Below are 24,141 nucleotides of genomic sequence, written 5' to 3' on the forward strand. Positions count from 1 at the left end.
TCTTGGGGGTAAGACGAACGGTGCTAAGCACAAGCAATTTAGCATATTGCATTCAAAGATCGGGCGAAAATGACCGACAGCAGGTAGACTTAGGCACAAATAACGCGTCTTTATGAAGAGGAACTAATGACGTATCAACAAGCTGGACGCATCGCAGTCTTAAAACGTATTGCTGGTTGGGTTATTTTCATTCCCGCCCTGATTTCAACGCTGATCTCCGTACTTAAATTTATGTACGATCACAGCGAAAAACAGCCGGGCATTAATGCCGTCATGCTTGATTTTGCCCACGTCATGATTGAGATGATGCGGTTTAACACCCCATTCCTGAACGTCTTCTGGTTCAACTCGCCCACCCCGGATTTTCACCACCAGCTGAATGTCGGGTTCTGGATAATCTATGCGTTGATCTTTATCGCGATGGCGTTGCAGGCCTCCGGCGCACGCATGAGCCGCCAGACCCGCTTTTTACGCGAAGGGGTGGAAGATCAGCTGATACTTGAGAAGGCGAAAGGCCCTGACGGGATGAGCCGCGAGCAGATCGAATCGCGCATTGTCGTTCCGCGTCATACCATTTTTGTGCAGTTTTTCCCGCTCTATATCCTGCCGGTTATTATCATTGTGGCCGGGTATTTCTTCTTTACGCTGCTCGGCTTCCTGTAATGTCAAAGGGGGCGTATTGCCGCCCCCTCCCGCTATGCCGCCAGGATACGATCCAGCGCTCGCTGGGCATTCACCAGATGACTCCCGCCAAACAAAATCGCCCGGTTTAGCAAGGTGTACAGCTGATAAACCGGCTGACGTTCAAGGAAACCCGCAGGTAACGGCGAGACAGACTGATAGCCATCATAAATTTGCGGCGGCTGTTCAGGGTGCAACGGCAGCATCGCGAGGTCACATTCTCTGTCGCCCCAGTAGCAGGCCGGGTCAAATATATAGGGACCATCAGGCCCAAGCGCGCAGTTGTTCGACCATAAATCACCGTGCAGAAGGGAAGCCTGTGGGTGATGCGAAGCCAGACGCTGCTGAATGTGTTCAACAATCGCGTCGATGTTGCCGAACGCTAGTCCCTTTTCAGCGGCCAGCTCCAGCTGCCAGCCTATGCGCTGCTCGGCGAAAAAAGTCGACCAGCGGCGTTGCCACGCGTTTGGCTGTGGGGTGGTAGAGAGGTCGTTATCGAAATCGAGCCCAAACTGAGGTTGATCGCTCCACTGGTGCAAACGGGCGATCTGTTGGCCGAGAATAAAGGCGTTGTGCGCATCCAGAGGGCGCGCCGGAAGATAGTTCATCACCAGAAAGCTGTAGTCACGATCGCTGCCAACGGCTAAAACCTGTGGAACGTTGACTGTTTTACTGCGCGATAACAACTCAAGCTGATCGGCTTCGGCCGTAAAAATGGGGAGCAATTCGCGCTCATCACATTTCACGAAGAGATCGCGCCCGGCGTAACGTAAATGCCATGCGGCATGGATCTCTCCGCCTGGCAGTTCGTTACGCAGTTCAATTTCACCTTCACCCAGCTGCTCACTTAAAAGATGACTGATAGCCTGCCACATGATGTCTCTCCCATGTTGTCTGCCAGATCATAAAGTTAGCGCAAAACGGCTATAAAAAAACAGGAACTAACGCACAACTGAGCGGTTTAATTTTGTACAGGGCACTTATTGTTCTTTTTTATGCCAGTTTTCCCAGCTATCCACATCAATTTCCGTGGCTTTGTCAGTCACGCTTTCCACCAGGCTACTGGCCAGCGCCTTCACCTCCTCCTGACTCAGCGGGCTTATCAGGCCAAAGGCCAGCGAGCCGAGATCGTGAATATTGCCCTCATCGTCCGTCAGCGTGAGCAGAAAATTCGCCCGCGTGAAAGCGTTGTTGAGTTCATTCAGTTCGGTCAGCGATGCTTCATGAATATTGACGGTTACGACGTAGCGGGTGATATCACCACTGCTCATAATTCACCTCGTTGTTATCCTGAAAGTTTTCTTAGCATAGTCGATAAGCCATATTTGGCGACTTCCCCCTCCACGGGAAGGGGAAGCACGTTCAGCTTCTCGCCAGGTAATCGACAATTTTCTGGGTATCCGCAAGCGAACACAGACGGGTTCCCTGATTGATGGTGGCAGCGCTCCCTGCCGCGACGCCATAGCGTGCCATCTCCAGAAGCGAAGCGCCCTGCGCCAGCTTCAGCACCATCGCGCCAACCATACTGTCACCGGCACCCACGGTACTCTGACTTTTCATCGGCGGTGGAACAACCTGCACGCAGCCCGTCTTGTCGACGGCCAGCGCACCCTGAGGACCGAGAGAGACTACAACGCGATGCGCTTTGCCCGTGCGTACCAGCTCTTCTGCGGCAGTACGCACGTCATCAGGCTGGTTGAGCTCGCGATTGACAAGCGCACTGAGCTCTTTCTGGTTAGGTTTGACAAGTTCAAGTTGTCCGGGCTCTAACGCCGCCTTCAGGGCATCGCCTGAGCTATCGACAATGCAGCGGATGCCGCGCTGGAGCACCGCCTGAACCAGTGCCGTCAGCTTTTCTGTTTTGACGCCCGGCGGCAGGCTACCGCTGATCACCAGCAATGAGCCGCTTTCAATGGTCAGCACTTTCTCTTCCAGTTGACGAAACTCATCATCGCTCAACTTCGCCCCTGGCATCACAAAACGATATTGCTCGCCGCTGGATTCAACATGGACATGCAGGTTTTGCCGGGTCCAGTCTCTGGCGTCAACGGTATCTACGGCAACCTGTTCATCTGCCAGCAACGCAACCAGATGCTCACCTGTGGCGCCGCCAGCGGGGAAGATGGCGGTTGCTTTTCCGCCGAGATGGGTAATGGCGCGCGCCACGTTAATGCCGCCGCCGCCCGGCTCAAACACCGGCGCGCTACAGCGCAGCTTACCTTCCGGATAGATTTGCGGCGTCATGGTCGCAGAGTCGAGGGAAGGGGAGAGTGTCAGCGTGTAAATCGAAGCCATCATGACCTCCTTTTATCATGGGTTATTTTAAGCCTGGCACCGTTTGGCAGGAAGGCAACGTAAATAACAGTATGATTTTAAAAATGAATGCTGACAAAAAACCTTGGCCGGGTATATACATTAAATCGCGTTTTGGGATCGTTCTTATTCAAAAAATGAAAGAAGAAATTATTGCTATGTTATTTGCGGCTTTTTATAATTTGTTACCTTTCTATGGTCGCCTTGTCATTGATCCGCAAGAAAGTTTCCGAGACCGTGACGGTCTCTTTTTATGTTGTACGGACTCCTAAAATAAATGAAGCTTTTGAAGACAGTACCCGCAGCACTGATGCTGGCGGGTGGCGTATTTGCGTCACTGAATGCAACCGCCGATGATACCGTTTTTACTGTCATGGACGATCCCTCCACTGCCAAAAAACCCTTTGAAGGTAACGTGAATGCCGGGTATCTGGCGCAATCCGGTAACACGAAAAGCTCCTCCATGACCGCAGACAGCACCCTGACCTGGTACGGCAACACCACGGCCTGGTCGCTGTGGGGCAATGCCAGCAACACGTCTGCTAACGATGAACGCTCCTCTGAGAAATACGCGGTAGGTGGGCGTAGCCGTTACAACATGACAGATTATGACTACCTGTTTGGGCAGGCGAGTTGGCTTACTGACCGCTACAACGGCTATCGCCAGCGCGATGTCATGACTGCGGGTTATGGTCGTCAGTTCCTGAATGGACCGGTGCACAGCCTCCGTTTTGAATTCGGTCCGGGTGTCCGTTACGACGAGTACACCAACGGCGAAGATGAAACCCAGCCGCTGGGTTATGCATCGGGCACCTACGCATGGCAAATGACTGACAACGCGAAATTCACCCAGGGTGTGTCGGTGTTTGGTGCTGAAGATACAACGCTGAATTCTGAAAGTGCGTTGAACGTGGCTATCAACGAACACTTTGGACTCAAGGTGGCGTACAACGTAACCTGGAACTCATCACCGCCTGATTCCGCGCCGGAACATACCGATCGCCGAACCACGATTTCTTTAGGTTATAAAATGTAATTTCTTCGGGCCGGGACTATTCTCGGCCTGTTTTTTATTTTTTGAAACTGTGCTTATTTATATTAAACGGCGTTTTGAAATAATAGGCATGCTTTCGTCTTCATAATTTCTCCATAATTAGGCGACCAGGCCTTATTCAGTTTATTTGACACGATTTGATAAATAATTTGACTAGGCAAAAGTGTGATCCAGATCTACACTTACGGCACAGGCAAAAAACTCGCCTCAGGCATTTCTGCATTAATTAAGTATGAGAACAGAATTATGAAAAAAATCAAAACCGCTACAGTAGCGATGGTGCTTTCCGCACTTTCATTTGGCGTATTTGCTGCTGATAATATGACGCAACCTGCCAGTGACGTTAACAGCCCAGTCGGGATCGCTAAAGCCTCTGATGTTGAAGCAGGCTCCAACATTGCCCCTGGCTCCCAGTCTACCGGCCAGTCAATGAATGATGCATTTGATGTACACAAGCTGGTGGCGGGTGAGTGGTCCTGATATTTCAACTGCCACATGTGATGGAATATATACGCTGTCCCAGCCTGGCGAAAACCGGATTATGACGTACCGGTTTTGGACCATAAATTATCGTAAAGATAGTTAAGATTTATTCAGTAAATTCACGGCACGTTGTCGCTGACATAATATTAGCCCCAGATCATCGCGGCCCAACGCAGCAGCAACATCGCGCCGCAAATAGCGATTAACACCACGACCATTTTCCAGTGCTTAACGGCAAATCTTTTTGTTGGCATAACCCAATCCTTGTCAGTTGATACCCTTAGTCTACCAAAGTCTGCGCCAGAAAGCGCTTTACCCGGGACAACAGGTTATGCCAGAACAGCGGTTCGGCTCAAAACCAGTGGAATCTGTCGGCCAGTATCAATACCAGACCAGCAGCGGAAAGTAGATTCAATATCACAACGGTTCTGCTCGATACATTCATGTGATACCCCTTCGATGTTTAAGGACCAGATCAAGAATAGCTCAGCACTTTCGGATTGCGAGCCCCCGTCAACAAAAGTTCATGAACGCAGACATAAGGATGAGCGGTTCAAATCGGTCGCGGGAAGGTGCATTCGCCCTGTTAATAGTGTTACCATTACGCTGCTTGCCGTAAATCCGCATTTATCTGAATCGGCAGGTGCATGATGACGAACCAATTTGACGATTGTTGGTCAGATGGTTTCGTAATCTACTGTTTAATCACGATTATTTTCTTTGTATATGCTCTTATGTGTGGGGCATCACTGCAAATAAGGATATAAAATGCCTGTAATTACTCTTCCTGATGGCAGCCAACGCCATTTCGACCACGCTGTAAGCCCAATGGATGTTGCCCTGGATATCGGTCCTGGACTCGCAAAAGCAACCATTGCAGGCCGCGTAAACGGTGAACTGGTAGACGCGTCCGATCTGATTGAAAGCGATGCAACGCTTGCGATCATCACCGCGAAAGACGAAGAAGGTCTGGAGATCATTCGTCACTCCTGTGCGCACCTGTTAGGTCATGCTATTAAGCAGCTGTGGCCCAACACCAAAATGGCGATCGGCCCGGTTATCGACAACGGCTTCTACTACGACGTTGACCTTGACCACACACTGACACAGGAAGATATCGACGCGCTCGAAAAACGTATGCATGAGCTCGCCGAAACGAACTATGACGTCATCAAGAAGAAAGTCAGCTGGCATGAAGCGCGTGAAACCTTCGTGAAGCGCGGCGAGAGCTATAAAGTCTCGATTCTTGATGAAAACATCGCTCATGATGACAAGCCTGGCTTGTACCATCACGAAGAATATGTCGACATGTGCCGTGGACCGCACGTGCCGAATATGCGCTTCTGTCATCACTTCAAACTGATGAAAATCGCAGGCGCCTACTGGCGTGGCGACAGCAACAATAAAATGTTGCAGCGTATCTATGGTACCGCATGGGCCGATAAGAAAGCCCTGAACGCGTACCTGCAACGCCTGGAAGAGGCGGCTAAGCGTGACCACCGTAAAATCGGTAAGCAGCTTGACCTGTATCATATGCAGGAAGAAGCGCCGGGGATGGTGTTCTGGCATAACGACGGCTGGACAATCTTCCGTGAACTGGAAACGTTCGTGCGCTCCAAGCTGAAAGAGTACCAGTATCAGGAAGTGAAAGGCCCGTTCATGATGGACCGTGTGCTGTGGGAAAAAACCGGCCACTGGGACAACTACAAAGATGCGATGTTCACCACTTCGTCTGAGAACCGTGAATACTGCATCAAGCCAATGAACTGTCCGGGCCACGTTCAGATCTTCAACCAGGGTCTGAAATCCTACCGCGATCTGCCGCTGCGTATGGCGGAGTTCGGTAGCTGCCACCGTAACGAGCCATCAGGTGCGCTGCACGGTCTGATGCGTGTTCGTGGCTTTACTCAGGATGATGCGCATATCTTCTGTACTGAAGATCAGGTACGTGATGAAGTTAACGCCTGTATTCGTATGGTCTACGATATGTACAGCACCTTTGGCTTCGAGAAGATCGTGGTCAAACTCTCAACGCGTCCGGAAAAACGTATCGGTAGCGATGAGACATGGGATCGCGCAGAGGCGGATCTCGCCGTGGCGCTGGAAGAGAACGGTATTCCGTTCGAATACCAGCTGGGCGAGGGCGCATTCTACGGTCCAAAAATTGAATTTACCCTGTATGACTGCCTCGATCGCGCATGGCAGTGCGGAACGGTACAGCTGGACTTCTCCCTGCCGCAGCGTTTAAGCGCCTCTTATGTTGGCGAAGACAACGAGCGTCAGGTGCCGGTTATGATTCACCGTGCGATTCTCGGTTCACTGGAGCGCTTCATCGGCATCCTGACTGAAGAGTTCGCGGGCTTCTTCCCAACCTGGCTTGCGCCAGTGCAGGTAGTTGTGATGAACATTACCGATTCTCAGGCGGATTACGTTAAAGAATTGACGCAGAAACTACAAAATGCGGGCATTCGCGTAAAAGCAGACTTGAGAAATGAGAAGATTGGCTTTAAAATCCGCGAGCACACTTTACGTCGTGTCCCGTATATGTTGGTCTGTGGTGATAAAGAGGTGGAAGCAGGCAAAGTTGCCGTTCGCACCCGCCGTGGTAAAGACCTGGGGAGCCTGGACGTAAGTGAAGTGATTGAGAAGCTGCAACAAGAGATTCGCAGCCGCAGTCTTCAACAACTGGAGGAATAAGGTATTAAAGGCGGAAAACGAGTTCAAACGGCACGTCCGAATCGTATCAATGGCGAGATTCGCGCCCAGGAAGTTCGCTTAACAGATCTTGAAGGTGAACCACTGGGGATTGTGAGTCTGAGAGAAGCGATCGAAAAAGCTGAAGAAGCTGGAGTAGATTTAGTTGAAATCAGCCCTAACGCCGAACCGCCAGTTTGTCGTATTATGGACTACGGCAAGTTCCTTTATGAAAAGAGTAAATCTTCTAAGGAACAGAAGAAGAAGCAAAAAGTTATCCAGGTTAAGGAAATCAAATTCCGTCCTGGTACCGACGATGGCGATTATCAGGTAAAACTCCGCAGCCTGATTCGCTTTCTGGAAGATGGCGATAAGGCCAAGATCACGCTGCGTTTCCGCGGTCGTGAGATGGCCCACCAACAGATTGGTATGGAAGTGCTTAACCGCGTCCGTGAAGATCTGAGTGAACTGGCAGTAGTCGAATCCTTCCCAACGAAGATCGAAGGCCGCCAGATGATCATGGTGCTCGCTCCTAAGAAGAAACAGTAAGGCCTTCAAGCAGCAAAATCTGTGGAGCCTTCGGGCCCCATAGGTTTTGTTCGCCTATGTTTCGTTTATTTAACAATGCGAAGTGGAAGTTATTAAAATGCCAAAAATTAAGACCGTACGCGGTGCTGCTAAGCGCTTCAAAAAAACCGGTAAAGGTGGTTTTAAGCACAAGCACGCTAACCTGCGTCACATTCTGACTAAGAAAGCTACCAAGCGTAAACGTCACCTGCGTCCAAAAGCCATGGTTTCTAAAGGCGATCTGGGCCTGGTCATCGCGTGCCTGCCGTACGCATAAGTCGTTAACGTTTAACTTTTTTAACTTAGAATAGATACAGGAGAGCACACATGGCTCGCGTAAAACGTGGTGTAATTGCACGTGCACGTCACAAGAAAATTTTGAAACAAGCTAAAGGCTACTACGGTGCGCGTTCACGCGTATACCGCGTTGCCTTCCAGGCTGTTATCAAAGCAGGTCAGTACGCTTACCGTGACCGTCGTCAGCGTAAGCGTCAGTTCCGTCAACTGTGGATTGCGCGTATCAACGCAGCAGCACGTCAGAACGGTATTTCTTACAGCAAATTCATCAACGGCCTGAAAAAAGCCTCTGTTGAAATCGACCGTAAGATCCTGGCTGACATCGCAGTATTCGACAAAGTAGCGTTCACCGCTCTGGTCGAAAAAGCGAAAGCAGCACTGGCATAAGCCAGTTGAAAGAGGGGGCTTTGCTCCCTCTTTTCATATCGCCTTATCAGAAGATTGACATTTACCCGTCCAGGCTTTTCAATAAGGTCTTAACGGTTTTTACCCTACAAGGTAACGCAAGCATGAATGCTGCTATTTTCCGCTTCTTCTTTTACTTTAGCACCTGACTTCAGGAGGCTAGCGCGTGAAAGATGAAACGAAAAACAGCGCCAGATAAGCCTCCCGATGGAGGCTTTTTTTGTGCCTGAATTTGAGAGATTACGTCCAACAATTCGGTGTCTGCACCGACATAATGAGGAAAACCATGTCACATCTCGCAGAGCTGGTTGCCAGTGCAACGGCCGCCATTAACCAGGCCTCAGATGTTGCCGCGTTAGACAATGTCCGCGTCGAATATCTGGGCAAGAAAGGGCATCTGACCCTTCAGATGACTACCCTGCGTGAACTGCCAGCAGAGGAGCGCCCGGCAGCAGGTGCAGTGATTAACGAAGCCAAAGAGCAGGTACAACAGGCGCTGAACGCACGTAAAGCCGAGCTGGAAAGTGCAGTACTGAATGCGCGTCTGGCGGCAGAAACGATTGACGTTTCTCTGCCGGGTCGCCGTATCGAAAACGGCGGTCTGCATCCGGTTACCCGTACTATCGATCGTATTGAAAGTTTCTTCGGTGAGCTCGGCTTTACCGTGGCGACTGGCCCGGAAATTGAAGATGACTACCACAACTTCGATGCCCTTAACATTCCTGGCCATCATCCGGCACGCGCTGACCACGACACTTTCTGGTTTGACGCCACCCGTCTGCTGCGTACTCAGACTTCTGGCGTTCAGATCCGTACCATGAAGGAGCAGGCTCCACCGATCCGCATCATCGCGCCGGGTCGCGTATACCGTAACGACTACGATCAGACCCACACCCCAATGTTCCACCAGATGGAAGGTCTGATTGTTGATAAAAACATCAGCTTCACCAACCTGAAAGGCACACTGCACGATTTCCTGAATAACTTCTTTGAGGAAGATTTGCAGGTTCGTTTCCGTCCGTCCTACTTCCCGTTCACTGAACCTTCTGCGGAAGTTGACGTGATGGGTAAAAACGGTAAATGGCTGGAAGTGCTGGGCTGCGGCATGGTGCATCCAAACGTACTGCGCAACGTAGGTATCGATCCGGAAGTATACTCCGGCTTTGCGTTCGGTATGGGCATGGAGCGTCTTACCATGCTGCGCTACGGCGTAACCGACTTACGTGCGTTCTTCGAAAACGATCTGCGTTTCCTCAAACAGTTTAAATAAGGGCAGGAAAGAACAATGAAATTCAGTGAACTGTGGTTACGCGAATGGGTTAACACCACGCTGGACAGCGACGCGCTTTCTAACCAGATCACCATGGCGGGTCTGGAAGTTGATGGCGTGGATCCTGTTTCTGGCGCCTTTACCGGCGTCGTGGTAGGTGAAGTGGTTGAGTGTGGCCAGCACCCTAACGCCGACAAACTGCGCGTAACAAAAGTCAATGTGGGCGGTGACCGTCTGCTGGATATCGTCTGCGGTGCGCCAAACTGCCGACAGGGCCTGAAGGTAGCCGTGGCGACCGTCGGCGCGGTACTGCCGGGCGATTTCAAAATCAAAGCGGCTAAGCTGCGCGGTGAGCCGTCTGAAGGCATGCTGTGCTCCTTCTCCGAGCTGGGCATTTCCGACGATCACTCCGGGATTATCGAGCTGCCGCAGGATGCACCAGTGGGTACCGATATCCGCGAATACCTGAAGCTTGATGACAACACCATCGAAATCGGCGTGACGCCAAACCGTGCCGACTGCTTAGGTATCATCGGTGTAGCCCGCGACGTGGCCGTTCTGAACCAGACCGAACTGAACGAGCCGGAGATCGCTCCGGTTGAGGCAGCCATCAGTGACGTGCTGCCGATTCAGGTAGACGCGCCTGAGGCCTGCCCACGCTACCTCGGTCGTGTGGTGAAAGGTATTAACGTTAAAGCGCCAACCCCGCTGTGGATGAAAGAGAAACTGCGTCGCTGCGGTATCCGTTCTATCGACGCCGTGGTTGACGTCACCAACTATGTTCTGCTGGAGCTGGGCCAGCCAATGCACGCCTTTGATAAAGATCGTATCGAAGGTGGGATCGTCGTGCGCATGGCGAAAGAGGGCGAAACCCTGGTTCTGCTGGACGGCAGCGAAGCGAAACTGAACGCCGACACCCTGGTGATTGCCGATCACAACAAAGCGCTGGCGATGGGCGGTATCTTCGGCGGCGAGCACTCTGGCGTTAACGACGAGACGCAAAACGTCCTGCTGGAATGCGCGTTCTTCAGCCCGCTCTCCATCACCGGCCGCGCACGCCGTCACGGTCTGCACACTGACGCTTCTCACCGCTATGAGCGTGGCGTGGATCCTGCGCTGCAATACAAAGCGATGGAGCGTGCGACTCGCCTGCTGATCGACATCTGCGGCGGCGAAGCGGGTCCGGTTATCGATGTGACCAACCAAGCGGCGCTGCCGAAGCGTGCGACCATTACTCTGCGCCGCAGCAAGCTGGATCGTTTGATTGGTCACCACGTTGCCGATGCGCAGGTGACCGACATTCTGGCGCGTCTGGGCTGCGAAGTGACTGAAGGTCAGGATGAGTGGAAAGCCGTTGCGCCATCCTGGCGTTTCGACATGGAGATCGAAGAAGATCTGGTGGAAGAAGTGGCCCGCGTGTACGGCTACAACAATATCCCTGACGAGCCGGTGCAGGCGGGTCTGGTGATGGGCAGCCATCGCGAAGCCGATCTGTCACTGAAGCGTGTGAAAACCATGCTGAACGACAAAGGCTACCAGGAAGTGATCACCTACAGCTTCGTTGATCCTAAGCTGCAACAGCTGATCCACCCGGGTCAGGAAGCGCTGATCCTGCCAAGCCCGATCTCCAGCGAGATGTCAGCGATGCGTCTGTCCCTGTGGACGGGACTGCTGGGTACTATCGTTTATAACCAGAACCGTCAGCAGAACCGCGTGCGTATTTTCGAAAGCGGTTTGCGCTTTGTACCGGATACTCAGGCCAATTTAGGCATCCGTCAGGATCTCATGCTGGCCGGCGCCATCAGCGGTAACCGCTATGAAGAGCACTGGGACCTGGCAAAAGGGACGGTTGATTTCTACGATATGAAGGGCGATCTGGAAGCGATTCTCGATCTGACCGGTAAATTATCCGAAATTGAATTCCGCGCAGAAGCGATTCCAGCCCTGCATCCGGGCCAGAGTGCGGCGATCTATTTAGACGGCAAACGTGTTGGTTTTATTGGGGTTGTTCACCCGGAGCTGGAACGTAAGCTGGATCTGAATGGCCGTACCATCGTATTCGAGCTGGAGTGGAACCCGGTTGCAGACCGCGTCATTCCTCAGGCAAAGGACGTCTCACGCTTCCCGGCAAACCGCCGTGATATCGCGGTTGTGGTCGCTGAAAATGTGCCCGCAGCAGATATTTTGGCCGAATGTAAGAAAGTTGGCGTAAATCAGGTAGTTGGCGTAAACTTATTTGACGTGTACCGCGGCAAGGGCGTAGCAGAAGGTTTCAAGAGCCTCGCTATTAGCCTTATCCTTCAGGATACCAGCCGTACACTCGAAGAAGAGGAGATTGCCGCTACCGTCGCCAAATGTGTAGAGGCATTAAAAGAGCGATTCCAGGCATCATTGAGGGATTGAACCTATGGCGCTTACAAAAGCTGAAATGTCAGAATATCTGTTTGATAAGCTTGGGCTTAGCAAACGGGATGCCAAAGAGCTGGTAGAGCTGTTTTTCGAAGAGATCCGTCGTGCTCTGGAAAATGGTGAGCAGGTTAAACTCTCCGGCTTTGGCAATTTTGATTTGCGAGACAAAAACCAACGTCCGGGCCGTAACCCGAAGACGGGGGAAGATATTCCCATTACAGCCCGCCGCGTGGTGACCTTCAGACCCGGACAGAAGTTAAAAAGCCGTGTCGAAAACGCAACGCCCAAAGCAGAGTAATATGAACTAACTAAAAAGGCCGCTCACGCGGCCTTTTTTCTTTGCGCTATTTGCTAAACCCGCCGTAAAATCAATGATATCTCAACCGGATAACCTATCGTCTATGCTTGATCTTGCCCGTCTTCAGCACCGCTCCGATCTCCGCCGCCTGTGTCTGCTCGGGGTGCTGATGATTGTCGCCACCACCGTCAGCCTGTGTGCGGGCGATCGGTGGCTGGGACCGGAAAGCTGGTTTACGCCTGAGGGACAGCTCTTTGTCTGGCAGATCCGCCTGCCACGGACGCTGGCTGTGCTTTTAGTCGGCGCTGCGCTGGCGCTGTGCGGCACGATCATGCAGGCATTATTTGAAAACCCTCTGGCGGAACCCGGACTTCTCGGGGTGTCGAATGGCGCAGGCGTCGGGCTTATCGCCGCCGTGATGCTGGGGGGAGGCGAGCTCTCCGCCTGGGGGATTAGCCTCAGCGCCATCCTTGGCGCGCTGTTGATAACCCTTATCCTTCTGCGCTTTGCTCGTCGCCATTTATCCACCAGCCGGCTGCTGCTTGCCGGGGTAGCGTTGGGGATCATCTGTAGCGCGCTGATGACATGGGCCGTCTACTTCTCCACCTCTTTCGATCTGCGCCAGTTAATGTACTGGATGATGGGGGGATTTGGTGGCGTTGACTGGCGTCAGGGGTGGCTGATGGTGCTCCTGATCCCGGTCATCCTGTGGACGGCGTTCCAGGCGCAGCCGCTTAATATTCTCGCGCTGGGCGAAACGTCTGCTCGCCAGCTCGGGATGCCGATTGGCTTCTGGCGCAACGTGCTGGTTATCGCCATCGGCTGGATGGTGGGCGTAAGCGTGGCGCTGGCGGGGGCGATTGGCTTTATTGGGCTGGTGATCCCGCATATGCTGCGCCTGTGCGGTATTACGGACCACCGAACCCTGCTTCCTGCCTCGGCGGTTGCCGGGGCGGCAACGCTGCTGATTGCCGATATTATCGCCCGGCTTGCGCTGACGGCCGCTGAGTTGCCGATAGGCGTGGTGACCGCAACGCTGGGCGCACCGGTCTTTATCTGGCTACTATTAAAGGCTGGACGTTAAAACACAACCTGTAAGTCAACCTGAGGGAATGCTATGCAGTCTGATATTCTGAATACCGAAGTGACTACCATTGACGGCGAGAAAACCACGCTGGAAGGCTACAAGGGCGAGGTACTGCTCATCGTGAACGTGGCATCGAAATGTGGCCTTACGCCGCAGTATGAACAGCTGGAAAACATTCATAAAGCCTGGGAAAAAGACGGCTTTACCGTACTCGGCTTCCCGTGCAACCAGTTCCTGGGCCAGGAGCCGGGCAGCGAAGAGGAGATTAAGACCTTTTGCAGCACAACCTATGGTGTGACGTTCCCGATGTTCAGCAAAATTGATGTGAACGGGGAAAATCGTCATCCGCTGTATGCCAAACTGGTGGCTGCGGCGCCGACCGCCGTTGCGCCTGAAGAGAGTGGTTTCTATGAGCGTATGGCGAGCAAAGGTCGCGCGCCGCTCTATCCGGACGATATTCTGTGGAACTTCGAAAAATTCCTGATTGGCCGTGACGGTCAGGTCGTGCAGCGTTTCTCGCCTGACATGACGCCTGAAGATCCTATCGTGATGGAATCAATCAAGCTGGCGCTGGCGAAATAATGACGCTGCTGATGCAGCTCACAGGCGTTGCCGGGAAGGGACGTCTTGAGCCTGTTACCGCCGCAGTCAACGCAGGTGAAATCCTTCACCTGGTTGGGCCTAACGGCGCCGGAAAAAGCACGCTGCTGGCGCGCATGGCGGGGCTGACCCGCGGGGAAGGGGAGATTACCTTTCTCGGGCAATCGCTCGTCAACTGGCTACCCTCTACACTCGCCTCCCGTCGAAGCTATCTGGTTCAGCAGCAGATTCCGCCCTTTGCAATGCCCGTCTGGCACTACCTGACGCTGCACCTGCCTGATAAAAATCAGGTAGCATTGCTCCATGACGTTGCTGCGGCGCTCGGGTTAGACGATAAGCTCACCCGACAGGCCAGCCAGCTTTCCGGTGGCGAATGGCAGCGCGTGCGTCTGGCCGCCGTCATCCTTCAGGTTCATCCGGTGGGAAATCCTCACGGGCGGTTGCTGCTGCTGGACGAGCCGATGAGCGGGCTGGACGTTGCCCAGCAGGCAGCGCTGGATACTCTGCTCAGCGCGCTGTGTCGCAAGGGCATCGCCATTGTGATGAGCAGCCATGATTTAAACCATACGTTGCGCCACGCGCATCGGGTGTGGTTGCTGGCGCGTGGCAAACTGATTGCCAGCGGAACGCGCGACAGCGTGCTGACGGCCCCCAATCTTGCGAGTGCTTACCACATGTCGTTCCGGAGGCTGGATATTGAAGGCCACAAGATGCTCATTTCCACGACGCAGGAGTAACCTTTCTTGCACAGCCGCATAGATGCACGCTAAATTACCGAAAGAACAAAAAAAGCAGAGGATTCGTCTGAAATGCGATTCTGGTTTCTCCTTGTTGCGGCGCTATTTCTTGCAGGATGCAGCAGCCATCGTGCACCTCCGCCTAACCCACGGCTTTCCGATTCCATTACGGTCATTGCCAGCCTGAACGATCAGCTCAGCAACTGGCGCGGCACCCCTTATCGCTACGGCGGGATGAGCCGGGGCGGGGTGGATTGCTCGGGATTTGTGCTGATGACTTTCCGCGATAAATTTGACCTACAGCTTCCGCGTGAAACGCGTATGCAGGCGAAAATCGGCACTGAAATTGATAAAGACGAGCTCCTGCCCGGCGATCTGGTCTTTTTTAAAACAGGTTCCGGTGAAAGCGGCCTTCATGTCGGCATTTATGACACCGATAATCAGTTCATTCATGCCTCGACCAGCCGCGGCGTGATGCGCTCCTCTCTCGATAATGTTTACTGGCGTAAAAATTTCTGGCAGGCCAGGCGTATTTAACCGCTGCATAAAGATGCAGTGCGGAGGGCCTGGCGGTGAAAATAGACGTCAGGCTTTTCTTGCGGGTGGATTAAAGTAAAATTTTTGCCCACTTATTTTTGTCAGCATGTGCCTGTTTTATCTAAAACTGGCTATTATTCAATAACCAGGATAAGATTATTTTAGATTCAGGGAAAAATCTGAAAATTAATACGGAAAGAATGAAATTAATCTTATTAAAATCAAGACAGTGGAATTGTGCCTGCAATTGCTCCAGGATGTTCTCTCTCATCTTTAATGCAGGACAAGGGCGATGATTATTACGCTAGATAATGCTTACCAGTCTGAACTTTTACTCCTTCCGGCGCGTGATAGTGCAGGTTTGCTTAAAGGTTTAGAGATTTTGGTTAACTTTACTGGCGTGGGTACGGACGTACGAATCCCGACTGAACTGGTTATCCCTCATCTTTCTCAGGAAGATGAATTAGTGCTGTTTCAGGAAAAACTGCAATTACTCGATACCTGTAAGCTATTTTTTATTCAGCATCAGTTAATTGCATGGATCAATATTACACCTGCAATTGTTGAGTTTTTATTAACTAATGAGAACGCTGTTTCAATCCTTGATCGTTATCCGTTTCTTGAGTTTACTGTTAATGAGAACTATCCAGGTTTAAATAACGGGAAAGACGATCTTACGCTTGCAAGAATGGCGATCCATTTCCCCTTAGTGCTGGCTAACTTTGGTGCAGGGGCTGCATCCCTTAAACCGGTGTATGATGGTCTGTTCAAACGGGTGATTCTGGATAAAAACTTTATTCATCAGCGCGTCTCGGCGCTCTCTTTCGAGCCATTTATGCGCGCCATCCTCTGGCAGATCGCGCCGCATTGTCAGTCGGTCATGGTCTCGGGAATTGACGATCACGGCATCTTACAACGCGTGCTGCCCTTCAATTTTGGCGCAATGCAGGGAACCCTGCGGCCTGCCGTCCCGGCAGAACGCGTAACGACCCTCGTTCAGCAATAACCCCTTTCTTCGCCCGTGTTTACGTCAAGGGAAACCCTCTACACTTAAAGCAGGAGGACTTATGAACCTGTCTTTTACTGCTCACTGGCACGATGAATTACCCGGCTTTTACACCGCGCTTAAGCCCACGCCTTTACAGAACGCGCGTCTTATCTGGCATAACGATGCATTAGCGGATTCGCTTGGCATCCCTTCGACATTTTTTCAGCCAGAAAAGGGCGCCGGTGTCTGGGGCGGCGAAACGCTGCTTCCGGGCATGAAGCCTCTGGCTCAGGTCTACAGCGGACATCAGTTTGGCGTCTGGGCGGGACAGCTCGGCGATGGTCGCGGCATCCTGCTGGGTGAACAGGTTCTGCCGAATGGCGAAACGCTCGACTGGCACCTGAAAGGGGCAGGGTTAACACCGTACTCACGCATGGGGGATGGCCGCGCGGTGCTGCGTTCAACCATTCGTGAAAGTCTGGCTTCCGAGGCGATGCATGCCCTGGGGATCCCCACCTCACGCGCGCTGTCCATTGTCACCAGCGACACGCCGGTGGCCCGTGAGACGATAGAGCAGGGGGCGATGCTGATCCGCGTGGCGGAAAGCCATCTGCGTTTCGGCCATTTTGAACACTTCTACTATCGCCGCGAGCCGGATAAAGTCCGCCAGCTTGCCGACTACGCCCTTCGACGTCACTGGCCGCACCTGCAAGACGAACCGGACTGCTATGTTCTCTGGTTCCGTGATATTGTCGCGCGCACCGCCTCAATGATTGCCCGCTGGCAGGCCGTTGGCTTTGCCCACGGGGTGATGAATACCGACAACATGTCCCTGTTAGGGCTGACGTTTGACTACGGTCCGTACGGCTTCCTTGATGACTATCAACCGGGTTACATCTGTAACCATTCGGACTATCAGGGGCGTTACCGTTTCGACAACCAGCCTGCGGTGGGGCTGTGGAACCTTCAGCGGCTTGCGCAAAGCCTGTCGCCGTTTATCGACGTCGATGCCCTGAACGATGCGCTCGATACCTATCAGGAGGTTTTGCTGCGGGAATATGGTGTGTTAATGCGCAACAAGCTGGGGCTGATGACGCAGGAAAAAGGCGATAACGCGCTGCTGAATGGGCTGTTTGCCATCATGGCGCGTGAAGGCAGCGACTATACCCGAACCTTCCGTATGCTGAGCCAGACTGCGCAGCAGAGCGCCGCTTCACCGCTGCGTGACGAGTTCATCGATCGACAGGCGTTTGATGACTGGTTTGCCGCTTACCGGGCGCGTTTACAGCAGGAACAGATTGATGACGATACCCGCCAGGCGCGGATGAAGGCGGTTAACCCGGCGATGGTGTTGCGCAACTGGCTGGCGCAGCGGGCTATTGAGCAGGCAGAGCAGGGGGATTATGCCGAGCTGCATCGGCTGCATATCGCCCTGCGCACGCCGTTTGCTGACCGGGAGGATGACTATGTCAGCCGCCCGCCGGACTGGGGCAAGCGACTGGAAGTGAGCTGCTCAAGCTAAGGGGCGAGAAAAACCTGCGGCGCGGCGTGCGCCGGATGTCTGCCGACGTGCACCTGCGCACCGTACCAGCGCGCCAGCGCGTCGGCCTGCAATACCGTCTCCGGTATGCCCTGAGAAACAATCCTGCCGTTGTGTAACAGCAGGATCCGGTCCGACCATAACGCGGCGAGATTAAGATCGTGCAGCACCACGCAGACGTGAAGATGACCCAGCCGGGTCAGCGATTTCAACAGGCGCAGCAAATGCTGCTGGTGGTAGAGATCCAGCGCTGAAGTGGGTTCGTCGAGAAACAGCCAGCCGCGCGGCGTTCCCTCACGCCACAGCTGCGCCAGCGCGCGGGCGAGCTGGATGCGCTGCTGCTCGCCGCCCGAGAGGGAATGATAACGTCTGCCAGCCAGCGGCAGGCAACCGGCCAGCTGCATCACCTCACGCACAATCGACGGTTCAGGTTGACGCGACCAGGGCGCACGCCCCATTCCAACGATCTCCTCCCCCAGCCAGTCAAATCCAGGCTGAGTATGCTGACGCATCACTGCCCGATAGCGGGACAGCGTCTCCGGGTGCCATTCATCCAGCGCTTTCCCCGCCAGCGAACAGCCGCCGCTGTCGGGTTTCAGGTAGCCGGTCAGCAGTCGCAGCAGCGTGGATTTCCCCGCGCCGTTGGGACCGATCAATGTAACCAGCTCTCCCTTCGACAGTGACAGCGAAACGTTATCTGTCAGCGTGCGGCCAGACCGGGTAAAAGTCAGATTTTCAGCCGTATAACGTTCAGCCATGCTGTTCTCCACGACGAAAAATGAGCCATAAGAACCAGGGGGCGCCAAGGATGCTGGTGAGCAACCCGACCGGCATTTCTGCCGGGGCGACCAGAGTGCGGGCTACCGTATCCGCCACCAGCAGCAGAAAAGCGCCCGCGAGAACCGTGCCGGGGAGGGTTGCCCGGTGATCGGCGCCCAGCCACATGCGCATCAGGTGCGGCACCACAAGTCCGACAAAGCCAATCACGCCGCTGACGGCGACAGCCGCAGCGACCAGCAGAGCGCTGCATAACAGTAATATTCGCTGTACAAGGGCAACGTCCACGCCGAGGTAATGCGCTTCCTCTTCACCCAGTTGCAGTAAATTTAACGCGCTGGCACAACGCCAGATCGCCAGAGCGGCAGGCACCATCAGCGAGATCACGGCGAGCAGCGTTGACCACTGCGCCTGACCGAGACTTCCCATTCCCCAGAGTGAAAGCTGACGCAACTGGGCGTCATTGCTGACCCACGAAAGCACACCCACTGCCGCACCGCACAGGGCATTGATGGCGATACCCACCAGCAACAGACGTGACAGAGAGGTGTCACGCTGCTTGCTGAGCAGGAAGATCACGCCTGTGGCTGCCAGCGCCCCAAAAAATGCCGCCAGCATCGGGGCATAAAGCATCACCAGCGCGGGCAGCGAGAGCGGGAGCACCACCCACAGGGCGACGGCCAGCGCCGCACCGCTGCTGATCCCGAGCAGACCCGGGTCGGCCAGCGGATTGCGGAACAGCCCCTGCATGACGCAGCCGGCGAGCGCCAGCGACCCGCCAATCACCAGCGCCAGCAGCACGCGGGGCAGACGGATGGTGAGCCAGATCTGGCGTAGCGTCTCATCGCTGCCGCTCCACAGCACGTTCACCGGCAGGCGTAACGCCCCAAAACCGGTAGCCATGAACGTCATGACGGTAAGCAACCCCGCCAGAAGCCATAACGATAACGTGATGCGCCGGGACATCAGGGCAGTTGCTCCGCTCTGGCACGCAGCTGTTGTATGGCTTTCGGCGTGCGGACGCTGAAGCCCAGCAGGGCCATGTCATCAATAGCCAGCACTTGCTTGCTTCGTCCCGCTGGCGTTTGCGCCAGACCGGGCAGTTTCCACAGATTTTGTTCGCCGCCCAGCGCGTTAAGGCCGTCCTGCGAAATCACCACCAGATCCGGCTGGCTGGCCATTACCCCCTCCTGGGAGAGCGGCTGATAGCGGGTAAAGCCCTGCATGGCGTTCTGCAACCCGGCGGCGCGTATTGCCGCATCCGCGCCGGTCTGTTGCCCGGCCGCCATTGCGGTCATTCCGCCGTGGCTGAGGATAAACAGCACCCGCTTGTTGAGCGGTGTTGAGGGCAGAGCCGCCAGCGCCTGACGCAGCGAGTTGCGCAGGGTTTCCCCTTGCACCTCATGATGCGTCGCCTGGGCTATCACCCGCACTTTTTCGTCAATCGTGCGCAGGTCAGGCGTGCCGGGAACGGTAACCACCCGGACGTGGCTCTGTTCAACCTGTTTCAGCGCCAGAGAGGGTTGCGCCTGGTCGCTTGCCAGCACTAACGTCGGGCGTACGGACAGAATTCCCTCCGCATTCAGCTGGCGGAGATACCCCACGTCAGGCAGCGCGTTTGTCGCCTGCGGCCACTGGCTGGTACTGTCGCGCGCAACCAGAGAAGACTCCGCGCCGAGGGCGTAGACGATCTCCGTCACGTCGCCGCCGAGGGCGACAATTCTCTCCGGCGCGGCGACGGCGACCAGCGGCAGGGCGCAGAGCAGGGCAAACCAGTTTTTCATGCGGCCAGCCCTTCTGGCGTCAGAGCGTCAATCTGGCGGCGCCACTGGCTCTGCTCCGGCTCGCCTTCGGTACGCTGCCCGTAGAGCTGGGCGATCTGAGTTCCATCCGCAGCAAACAGCTCCAGGCTGGTAACGTGTCCGTCTGCCGTGGGCTTACGCGTAACCCACGTCTCCGCGATAGTCTCCTCCAGCAGATGAAGGGTAAAGGTTGGGTTGAAGATGTTCAGCCAGCCCTTCATGGGCGTCAGTTTTTCCACCACACCGGTGAAGATCTGCACGCAACCGCGGTTGCCGACGAAGATCATGATTTCGTTTCCGTCCTGTTGCGCCCTCTCCAGCAGTTGTGCCAGCGCGCTGTTATCCACCTTACAGGCCAGATCGTCACTCACCAGACGAAACGCCTGCTGGCGGCTCAGGTTATGGCGCTTCAATAAGCTAAAGAATTGATGCACGTCGGTCATAGCGCGCCACTCTTTCTCCACCGAGCCTGCATCTGCACCGTCGGAATGCGCGGGGGCTTCGACAGCCTTCAGCGCCAGAGCGGGGTTATCGGCAATGATAAAACGGGTCAGGACGTCGCCCCAGGCGGCAACGTCGGTGTGATCCGTGGTGTAGACCTTCAGTAAAGCGTCGCCCTGATGATCGAAGAACTGAATGCTCTGACGTTCGCCGCGGGAGGTCGTTTCGCTAATGTGAAACGCGCTCGCCCACTGGTTGAGGAACAAACGCAGATCCAGCGCGCGCGGATTCAGCACCAGCCCGGCATGACCGCCGAGGTGCTGGTGAGTAAACGCTCCAACCTGTTCGTGAACGGCGTATTCGTTACGGCAGATGCATTTGGTTTCCCCCACGGACTCCAGCGCTGCCAGAATCTCGCGGATTTCACCGCGCAGCCGCCAGGCGTCGTGTCCAACGCGCGCAAATGCCAGCTCTGCTTCGCTGATGTGCATTAATCCGGCGATATCACGGGCGTACTTACCCGGATGTTCTTCTTTAAGCTCAAGCCAGCGTGTGTAGTGACCCATAATCTTATCCTTCTGAATCGTTGCCCCGAAGGGAATTACCATTGATAACTGACGAATATCTTGCCGTTGCGGCCATCCTGCGGGATGCCCTGCGGTGACCAGTAGGCTTTGTCGAAGGCGTTCCCCAGCACGAGGGTGGTGGTGATGCCTTTGAACTGCTGCTGGCCTTTATAACTGACGTAGAAATCATTTACTGCGTAGCCAGGCTGCTCGCTGTAGCTGCTGCTGATGTGCGTTGAACGTTCGACGAAGGTGCCGATCCAGCCCACGGAGAAGCCGCTTTGCGCCACCGGGATATCCAGCTTGCTGGTGACGGTGTCCGGGTTGATGCTGGAGATATATTCACCCGTGTCGGTATCTTTCCCGCGCGTGCGGTTGTAGGCCACGTCGAGGTTGAACAGGCTGGTCGAGTAGGTCGCCATCATGTCCCAGCCCCAGATTTTGGCATTTGGTACGTTATAGGACATGGTGGTGGCCGCCGCAAAATCGACGGTGGTAGAGATGTAATCTTTCGCTTTGGTGTCGAAGTAGCTGGCTTTGAACTCCAGCGCGTCGTTGGCGAGTAGCAGATCGTCAAAACGCAGCCCAAAACCGAACTCCTGGGTTTCGTTAGTTTCCGGACGCAGGTTCGGGTTCGGCACCCAGTAGTTGGTGTAGAAACTGCCGATGGAGAAGTGCTTCGAGTCGTTATACATCTCGCCCATCGTTGGCGCGCGGAAGGCCTGAGCGTAAGAGCCGAACAGCATCAGCCAGTCGGCTGGACTCACGGTTAACCCGGCGCGTGATGACCACTTATCCGCATCCACGTCGTCGTAACCGCTGCTGCTGCCGCGGTAGTTGTCGTAACGCGTCCCGCCGAGAAGCGTTACCGGCAGGTCGCGCAGGGTGATCTCATCCTGCAACCAGCCGGAGCTAAAGTCGATCTTCGCGTCCGGGAAGCCGGTGGTCGCGCCGCCAGGGTGTTGCTCCTGACGATAGTATTCCCCGCCGTAGGTCAGCAGGTGCGAGGCAAAAGAGTCGCTGAACAGGCGGGTGCGGTTTTCCACTTTGCCGCCTTTGGTGGTCTGCTTACGGAACTCGCCGCTGGCGTCAATGTTCTGGGCGTTGATCCGTGCTTCGGACCAGTAGATTTTCGCATCGGCGTTCAGCCAGTCGTTTCCGGCGGGCGCTATGCGGTAGCCAAGCTGAGCATCGCGCTGAATGGTGGAACGGTCGGTCATCGGGTTACTGCTGCTGGCATCCGTGGTCTGCGGATTTTTCGGCTCCTGCGCGTCGTTGTTGTAGTAGCGCAGGGAGCCGCTCAGCGTCTGAGCCGGATCAATTTTCCAGCTGCCTTTCGCCAGCATATTGTTGATGGATTCGTCGTTTGGCGCCCTCGCGCCGTCACTCTGGCGAATGTCGCCGCGATCGCGACTGGACCAGGAGACCACACCGTCCAGGGTATCGGTGCGGCCATAGGCGCTGGCGCCCATCCCGATGCTGTGATCGCCTGTTGCACCGGTAGCAAATACGCGATAGCCGCTATTTTTACCTGCGTCCAGCAGATCGCTGGCGTCGACGGTGTCATATGAAATTACGCCGCCCAGCGCGCCGCTGCCGTACAGCAAGGCGGAAGGGCCACGTACCACTTCGATACGTTTGATCAGCGCCGGATCGAGGAACGTGCTGTTCAGGTGTCCGGTATCGGTGCCCTGGCGTACGCCATCCACCAGCACCAGCACGCCACGTCGGTCGTAACCGCGCAGGTTAACGTCCTGACCGTTGGTGCGCCCGGTGCCGTCCAGCGTCAGGCCGGGCACCTTGCGCAGCAGGTCGGCGGCGGAGCTGGCGGTCTGGTTTTCCGGCGCGGTGGCGTCAATCACGCTTACCATCATGGGGGCTTCGAAGGCGCTGCGGGCGTTGCCGGTGGCGGTAACGGTGATATCGTCTGTGGCGGCAAACGCAACGCCCGGCAGGGTGCTGACAATTGCCAGCGCCAGAAGAGACGGGCGTAAAGACGCGGATTGCAGGTGTGGCATAGCAACTCTCCATAAGAATTGAAAAGCGCTGGCTGCCTGGGGATCACCTGGGTGGCTGGCGAATGTGTTGTCTGGATTATTTAGTCAGGATCAGTTTTCCGGCATTGGTCTGGCGCAGCAGGTAGTGCTGGCCGTCATGCTCGATAATGACCCGTCCCTCCTCACCCAACAGGCTTTTGCTGTCGATTCGGCGATCGGTGGGAGCGGGGGACGGCGCTGTGTGTGTTTTTACTGGCGTTGCCGCGCTGTTATCGGTCGGTGACATAATGTTTATAAATAACAATCAATGTAACAATGATAATCATTATCAATAAACTGCAAATTCACGGCAAGCGTTTTTATGAAAATTGTGTGACGGGATCAAATTTGGGGGAGAGGTGCGGTCTGATGCCCTCACCCCGACCTTCTCCCATGGGGCTGAGGGTTCCCCACAAATTAATGCGAGCACTGAGCAATCCCCTCGCCCCTCCGGGAGAGGGTTAGGGTGAGGGGAACATACGGCGGTGGTGGTCATTCCGTTCACTTTATGTTCCTTGCTACTCTGTAACGACATGACCGGTGAACGTGCCAGGGTGGC

General features: G+C 54.8%; 29 protein-coding genes and 1 other annotated feature. Of the genes, 18 read left to right on the forward strand and 11 right to left on the reverse strand.

Annotated elements, in window-relative coordinates:
- Positions 1–126: 126 nt before the first annotated feature.
- Positions 127–663 (forward strand): YniB family protein, encoded by a 537-nt coding sequence (locus tag ACOTZP_RS18000; protein ID WP_015570741.1) that lies wholly within the window; start codon positions 127–129, stop codon positions 661–663.
- A 32-nt stretch (positions 664–695) separates the two neighbouring features.
- Here ACOTZP_RS18000 and ACOTZP_RS18005 read toward each other — a convergent pair whose 3' ends face one another.
- The 3 genes from ACOTZP_RS18005 to pfkB all read right to left on the reverse strand — a co-directional run bounded on the left by ACOTZP_RS18005 (position 696) and on the right by pfkB (position 2,976).
- Complete coding sequence (locus tag ACOTZP_RS18005) at positions 696–1,556, reverse strand: fructosamine kinase family protein (protein ID WP_271074611.1); 861 nt, start codon at positions 1,554–1,556, stop codon at positions 696–698.
- 105 nt (positions 1,557–1,661) lie between these two features.
- Positions 1,662–1,952, reverse strand: a complete 291-nt coding sequence (ghoS, locus tag ACOTZP_RS18010) for a type V toxin-antitoxin system endoribonuclease antitoxin GhoS (protein ID WP_003857822.1) — start codon at positions 1,950–1,952, stop codon at positions 1,662–1,664.
- A 91-nt stretch (positions 1,953–2,043) separates the two neighbouring features.
- Positions 2,044–2,976, reverse strand: a complete 933-nt coding sequence (pfkB, locus tag ACOTZP_RS18015) for a 6-phosphofructokinase II (protein ID WP_022647831.1) — start codon at positions 2,974–2,976, stop codon at positions 2,044–2,046.
- Between the two features lie 17 nt (positions 2,977–2,993).
- On the opposite strand from pfkB, the gene ACOTZP_RS18020 reads away from it, so the two are divergent.
- The 3 genes from ACOTZP_RS18020 to ACOTZP_RS18030 all read left to right on the forward strand — a co-directional run bounded on the left by ACOTZP_RS18020 (position 2,994) and on the right by ACOTZP_RS18030 (position 4,528).
- On the forward strand, positions 2,994–3,266 hold the full coding sequence (locus ACOTZP_RS18020) for a hypothetical protein (protein ID WP_022647832.1): 273 nt from the start codon (positions 2,994–2,996) through the stop codon (positions 3,264–3,266).
- Positions 3,267–3,271: 5 nt separating this feature from the next.
- Entirely contained in the window at positions 3,272–4,030 is a 759-nt protein-coding gene (locus ACOTZP_RS18025; protein ID WP_022647833.1) for a DUF481 domain-containing protein, read from the forward strand.
- Between the two features lie 264 nt (positions 4,031–4,294).
- Positions 4,295–4,528, forward strand: coding sequence for a hypothetical protein (locus ACOTZP_RS18030; protein ID WP_063854332.1), 234 nt, complete (start codon positions 4,295–4,297; stop codon positions 4,526–4,528).
- A gap of 149 nt (positions 4,529–4,677) precedes the next feature.
- Here ACOTZP_RS18030 and yniD read toward each other — a convergent pair whose 3' ends face one another.
- On the reverse strand, positions 4,678–4,785 hold the full coding sequence (gene yniD, locus ACOTZP_RS18035) for a small membrane protein YniD (protein ID WP_003857815.1): 108 nt from the start codon (positions 4,783–4,785) through the stop codon (positions 4,678–4,680).
- Positions 4,786–4,883: 98 nt separating this feature from the next.
- Positions 4,884–4,976, reverse strand: coding sequence for a stress response membrane protein YncL (gene yncL / locus ACOTZP_RS18040; RefSeq protein ID WP_071785204.1), 93 nt, complete (start codon positions 4,974–4,976; stop codon positions 4,884–4,886).
- A 323-nt stretch (positions 4,977–5,299) separates the two neighbouring features.
- On the opposite strand from yncL, the gene thrS reads away from it, so the two are divergent.
- From thrS to selO, 14 genes are all read left to right on the forward strand, one after another.
- Positions 5,300–7,228: a threonine--tRNA ligase gene (thrS, locus tag ACOTZP_RS18045; protein WP_006809077.1), complete on the forward strand. Its 1,929-nt coding sequence runs from the start codon at positions 5,300–5,302 to the stop codon at positions 7,226–7,228.
- A gap of 3 nt (positions 7,229–7,231) precedes the next feature.
- Complete coding sequence (infC, locus tag ACOTZP_RS18050; protein ID WP_059443439.1) at positions 7,232–7,774, forward strand: translation initiation factor IF-3; 543 nt, start codon at positions 7,232–7,234, stop codon at positions 7,772–7,774.
- A gap of 97 nt (positions 7,775–7,871) precedes the next feature.
- A complete protein-coding gene (gene rpmI / locus ACOTZP_RS18055) occupies positions 7,872–8,069 on the forward strand; it encodes a 50S ribosomal protein L35 (RefSeq protein ID WP_001124225.1) in 198 nt (65 codons plus the stop codon).
- Between the two features lie 50 nt (positions 8,070–8,119).
- Positions 8,120–8,476: a 50S ribosomal protein L20 gene (gene rplT / locus ACOTZP_RS18060; RefSeq protein ID WP_000124850.1), complete on the forward strand. Its 357-nt coding sequence runs from the start codon at positions 8,120–8,122 to the stop codon at positions 8,474–8,476.
- A 117-nt stretch (positions 8,477–8,593) separates the two neighbouring features.
- Positions 8,594–8,718, forward strand: a sequence feature (Phe leader region).
- Complete coding sequence (pheM, locus tag ACOTZP_RS18065; protein WP_001386830.1) at positions 8,599–8,643, forward strand: pheST operon leader peptide PheM; 45 nt, start codon at positions 8,599–8,601, stop codon at positions 8,641–8,643. (Overlaps the previous feature by 45 nt.)
- A 62-nt stretch (positions 8,719–8,780) precedes the next feature.
- Complete coding sequence (gene pheS / locus ACOTZP_RS18070; RefSeq protein WP_022647837.1) at positions 8,781–9,764, forward strand: phenylalanine--tRNA ligase subunit alpha; 984 nt, start codon at positions 8,781–8,783, stop codon at positions 9,762–9,764.
- Positions 9,765–9,779: 15 nt separating this feature from the next.
- Positions 9,780–12,167: a phenylalanine--tRNA ligase subunit beta gene (pheT, locus tag ACOTZP_RS18075; protein ID WP_271074612.1), complete on the forward strand. Its 2,388-nt coding sequence runs from the start codon at positions 9,780–9,782 to the stop codon at positions 12,165–12,167.
- 4 nt (positions 12,168–12,171) lie between these two features.
- Entirely contained in the window at positions 12,172–12,471 is a 300-nt protein-coding gene (ihfA, locus tag ACOTZP_RS18080; RefSeq protein ID WP_003857805.1) for an integration host factor subunit alpha, read from the forward strand.
- Between the two features lie 103 nt (positions 12,472–12,574).
- A complete protein-coding gene (gene btuC / locus ACOTZP_RS18085; protein WP_023305965.1) occupies positions 12,575–13,555 on the forward strand; it encodes a vitamin B12 ABC transporter permease BtuC in 981 nt (326 codons plus the stop codon).
- Positions 13,556–13,588: 33 nt separating this feature from the next.
- A complete protein-coding gene (locus ACOTZP_RS18090) occupies positions 13,589–14,140 on the forward strand; it encodes a glutathione peroxidase (protein ID WP_421633761.1) in 552 nt (183 codons plus the stop codon).
- Complete coding sequence (gene btuD / locus ACOTZP_RS18095) at positions 14,140–14,895, forward strand: vitamin B12 ABC transporter ATP-binding protein BtuD (protein WP_271074613.1); 756 nt, start codon at positions 14,140–14,142, stop codon at positions 14,893–14,895. The genes ACOTZP_RS18090 and btuD overlap by 1 nt, the downstream gene beginning before the upstream one ends.
- Before the next feature lie 72 nt (positions 14,896–14,967).
- Positions 14,968–15,432, forward strand: coding sequence for an NlpC/P60 family protein (locus ACOTZP_RS18100; protein WP_015570730.1), 465 nt, complete (start codon positions 14,968–14,970; stop codon positions 15,430–15,432).
- 292 nt (positions 15,433–15,724) lie between these two features.
- Complete coding sequence (locus ACOTZP_RS18105) at positions 15,725–16,438, forward strand: EAL domain-containing protein (RefSeq protein ID WP_421633762.1); 714 nt, start codon at positions 15,725–15,727, stop codon at positions 16,436–16,438.
- A gap of 61 nt (positions 16,439–16,499) precedes the next feature.
- The gene (gene selO, locus ACOTZP_RS18110) at positions 16,500–17,942 is read left to right on the forward strand and encodes a protein adenylyltransferase SelO (RefSeq protein ID WP_271074614.1); all 1,443 of its coding nucleotides are present in this window, start codon (positions 16,500–16,502) and stop codon (positions 17,940–17,942) included.
- Here selO and ACOTZP_RS18115 read toward each other — a convergent pair.
- The 6 genes from ACOTZP_RS18115 to hemP all read right to left on the reverse strand — a co-directional run bounded on the left by ACOTZP_RS18115 (position 17,939) and on the right by hemP (position 23,829).
- The gene (locus tag ACOTZP_RS18115) at positions 17,939–18,718 is read right to left on the reverse strand and encodes a heme ABC transporter ATP-binding protein (RefSeq protein WP_271074615.1); all 780 of its coding nucleotides are present in this window, start codon (positions 18,716–18,718) and stop codon (positions 17,939–17,941) included. The two genes, selO and ACOTZP_RS18115, sit on opposite strands and share 4 nt — an antisense overlap.
- Positions 18,711–19,703 (reverse strand): FecCD family ABC transporter permease, encoded by a 993-nt coding sequence (locus ACOTZP_RS18120; protein ID WP_023299913.1) that lies wholly within the window; start codon positions 19,701–19,703, stop codon positions 18,711–18,713. The genes ACOTZP_RS18115 and ACOTZP_RS18120 overlap by 8 nt, the downstream gene beginning before the upstream one ends.
- Entirely contained in the window at positions 19,703–20,521 is an 819-nt protein-coding gene (locus tag ACOTZP_RS18125; protein WP_032624390.1) for a heme/hemin ABC transporter substrate-binding protein, read from the reverse strand. The genes ACOTZP_RS18120 and ACOTZP_RS18125 overlap by 1 nt, the downstream gene beginning before the upstream one ends.
- Positions 20,518–21,546, reverse strand: a complete 1,029-nt coding sequence (gene chuS / locus ACOTZP_RS18130) for a hematinate-forming heme oxygenase ChuS (RefSeq protein ID WP_038417025.1) — start codon at positions 21,544–21,546, stop codon at positions 20,518–20,520. The genes ACOTZP_RS18125 and chuS overlap by 4 nt, the downstream gene beginning before the upstream one ends.
- 35 nt (positions 21,547–21,581) lie before the next feature.
- The gene (locus tag ACOTZP_RS18135) at positions 21,582–23,564 is read right to left on the reverse strand and encodes a TonB-dependent hemoglobin/transferrin/lactoferrin family receptor (RefSeq protein WP_271074616.1); all 1,983 of its coding nucleotides are present in this window, start codon (positions 23,562–23,564) and stop codon (positions 21,582–21,584) included.
- Between the two features lie 76 nt (positions 23,565–23,640).
- Complete coding sequence (gene hemP, locus ACOTZP_RS18140) at positions 23,641–23,829, reverse strand: hemin uptake protein HemP (protein ID WP_022647850.1); 189 nt, start codon at positions 23,827–23,829, stop codon at positions 23,641–23,643.
- Between the last annotated feature and the right edge of the window lie 312 nt (positions 23,830–24,141).

The organism is Enterobacter cloacae complex sp. SYL001 (assembly GCF_049237025.1).
In the GTDB taxonomy this organism is placed as follows: domain Bacteria; phylum Pseudomonadota; class Gammaproteobacteria; order Enterobacterales; family Enterobacteriaceae; genus Enterobacter; species Enterobacter intestinihominis.

Bases quoted from the DNA above. Each gene is read 5' to 3' on its own strand.
- ACOTZP_RS18000 (WP_015570741.1), top strand. From the start codon at position 127: ATGACGTATCAACAAGCTGGACGCATCGCAGTCTTAAAACGTATTGCT.
- ACOTZP_RS18005 (WP_271074611.1), bottom strand. From the start codon at position 1,556: ATGTGGCAGGCTATCAGTCATCTTTTAAGTGAGCAGCTGGGTGAAGGT.
- ghoS (WP_003857822.1), bottom strand. From the start codon at position 1,952: ATGAGCAGTGGTGATATCACCCGCTACGTCGTAACCGTCAATATTCAT.
- pfkB (WP_022647831.1), bottom strand. From the start codon at position 2,976: ATGGCTTCGATTTACACGCTGACACTCTCCCCTTCCCTCGACTCTGCG.
- ACOTZP_RS18020 (WP_022647832.1), top strand. From the start codon at position 2,994: ATGGGTTATTTTAAGCCTGGCACCGTTTGGCAGGAAGGCAACGTAAAT.
- ACOTZP_RS18025 (WP_022647833.1), top strand. From the start codon at position 3,272: ATGAAGCTTTTGAAGACAGTACCCGCAGCACTGATGCTGGCGGGTGGC.
- ACOTZP_RS18030 (WP_063854332.1), top strand. From the start codon at position 4,295: ATGAAAAAAATCAAAACCGCTACAGTAGCGATGGTGCTTTCCGCACTT.
- yniD (WP_003857815.1), bottom strand. From the start codon at position 4,785: ATGCCAACAAAAAGATTTGCCGTTAAGCACTGGAAAATGGTCGTGGTG.
- yncL (WP_071785204.1), bottom strand. From the start codon at position 4,976: ATGAATGTATCGAGCAGAACCGTTGTGATATTGAATCTACTTTCCGCT.
- thrS (WP_006809077.1), top strand. From the start codon at position 5,300: ATGCCTGTAATTACTCTTCCTGATGGCAGCCAACGCCATTTCGACCAC.
- rpmI (WP_001124225.1), top strand. From the start codon at position 7,872: ATGCCAAAAATTAAGACCGTACGCGGTGCTGCTAAGCGCTTCAAAAAA.
- rplT (WP_000124850.1), top strand. From the start codon at position 8,120: ATGGCTCGCGTAAAACGTGGTGTAATTGCACGTGCACGTCACAAGAAA.
- pheS (WP_022647837.1), top strand. From the start codon at position 8,781: ATGTCACATCTCGCAGAGCTGGTTGCCAGTGCAACGGCCGCCATTAAC.
- pheT (WP_271074612.1), top strand. From the start codon at position 9,780: ATGAAATTCAGTGAACTGTGGTTACGCGAATGGGTTAACACCACGCTG.
- ihfA (WP_003857805.1), top strand. From the start codon at position 12,172: ATGGCGCTTACAAAAGCTGAAATGTCAGAATATCTGTTTGATAAGCTT.
- btuC (WP_023305965.1), top strand. From the start codon at position 12,575: ATGCTTGATCTTGCCCGTCTTCAGCACCGCTCCGATCTCCGCCGCCTG.
- ACOTZP_RS18090 (WP_421633761.1), top strand. From the start codon at position 13,589: ATGCAGTCTGATATTCTGAATACCGAAGTGACTACCATTGACGGCGAG.
- btuD (WP_271074613.1), top strand. From the start codon at position 14,140: ATGACGCTGCTGATGCAGCTCACAGGCGTTGCCGGGAAGGGACGTCTT.
- ACOTZP_RS18100 (WP_015570730.1), top strand. From the start codon at position 14,968: ATGCGATTCTGGTTTCTCCTTGTTGCGGCGCTATTTCTTGCAGGATGC.
- ACOTZP_RS18105 (WP_421633762.1), top strand. From the start codon at position 15,725: ATGATTATTACGCTAGATAATGCTTACCAGTCTGAACTTTTACTCCTT.
- selO (WP_271074614.1), top strand. From the start codon at position 16,500: ATGAACCTGTCTTTTACTGCTCACTGGCACGATGAATTACCCGGCTTT.
- ACOTZP_RS18115 (WP_271074615.1), bottom strand. From the start codon at position 18,718: ATGGCTGAACGTTATACGGCTGAAAATCTGACTTTTACCCGGTCTGGC.
- ACOTZP_RS18120 (WP_023299913.1), bottom strand. From the start codon at position 19,703: ATGTCCCGGCGCATCACGTTATCGTTATGGCTTCTGGCGGGGTTGCTT.
- ACOTZP_RS18125 (WP_032624390.1), bottom strand. From the start codon at position 20,521: ATGAAAAACTGGTTTGCCCTGCTCTGCGCCCTGCCGCTGGTCGCCGTC.
- chuS (WP_038417025.1), bottom strand. From the start codon at position 21,546: ATGGGTCACTACACACGCTGGCTTGAGCTTAAAGAAGAACATCCGGGT.
- ACOTZP_RS18135 (WP_271074616.1), bottom strand. From the start codon at position 23,564: ATGCCACACCTGCAATCCGCGTCTTTACGCCCGTCTCTTCTGGCGCTG.
- hemP (WP_022647850.1), bottom strand. From the start codon at position 23,829: ATGTCACCGACCGATAACAGCGCGGCAACGCCAGTAAAAACACACACA.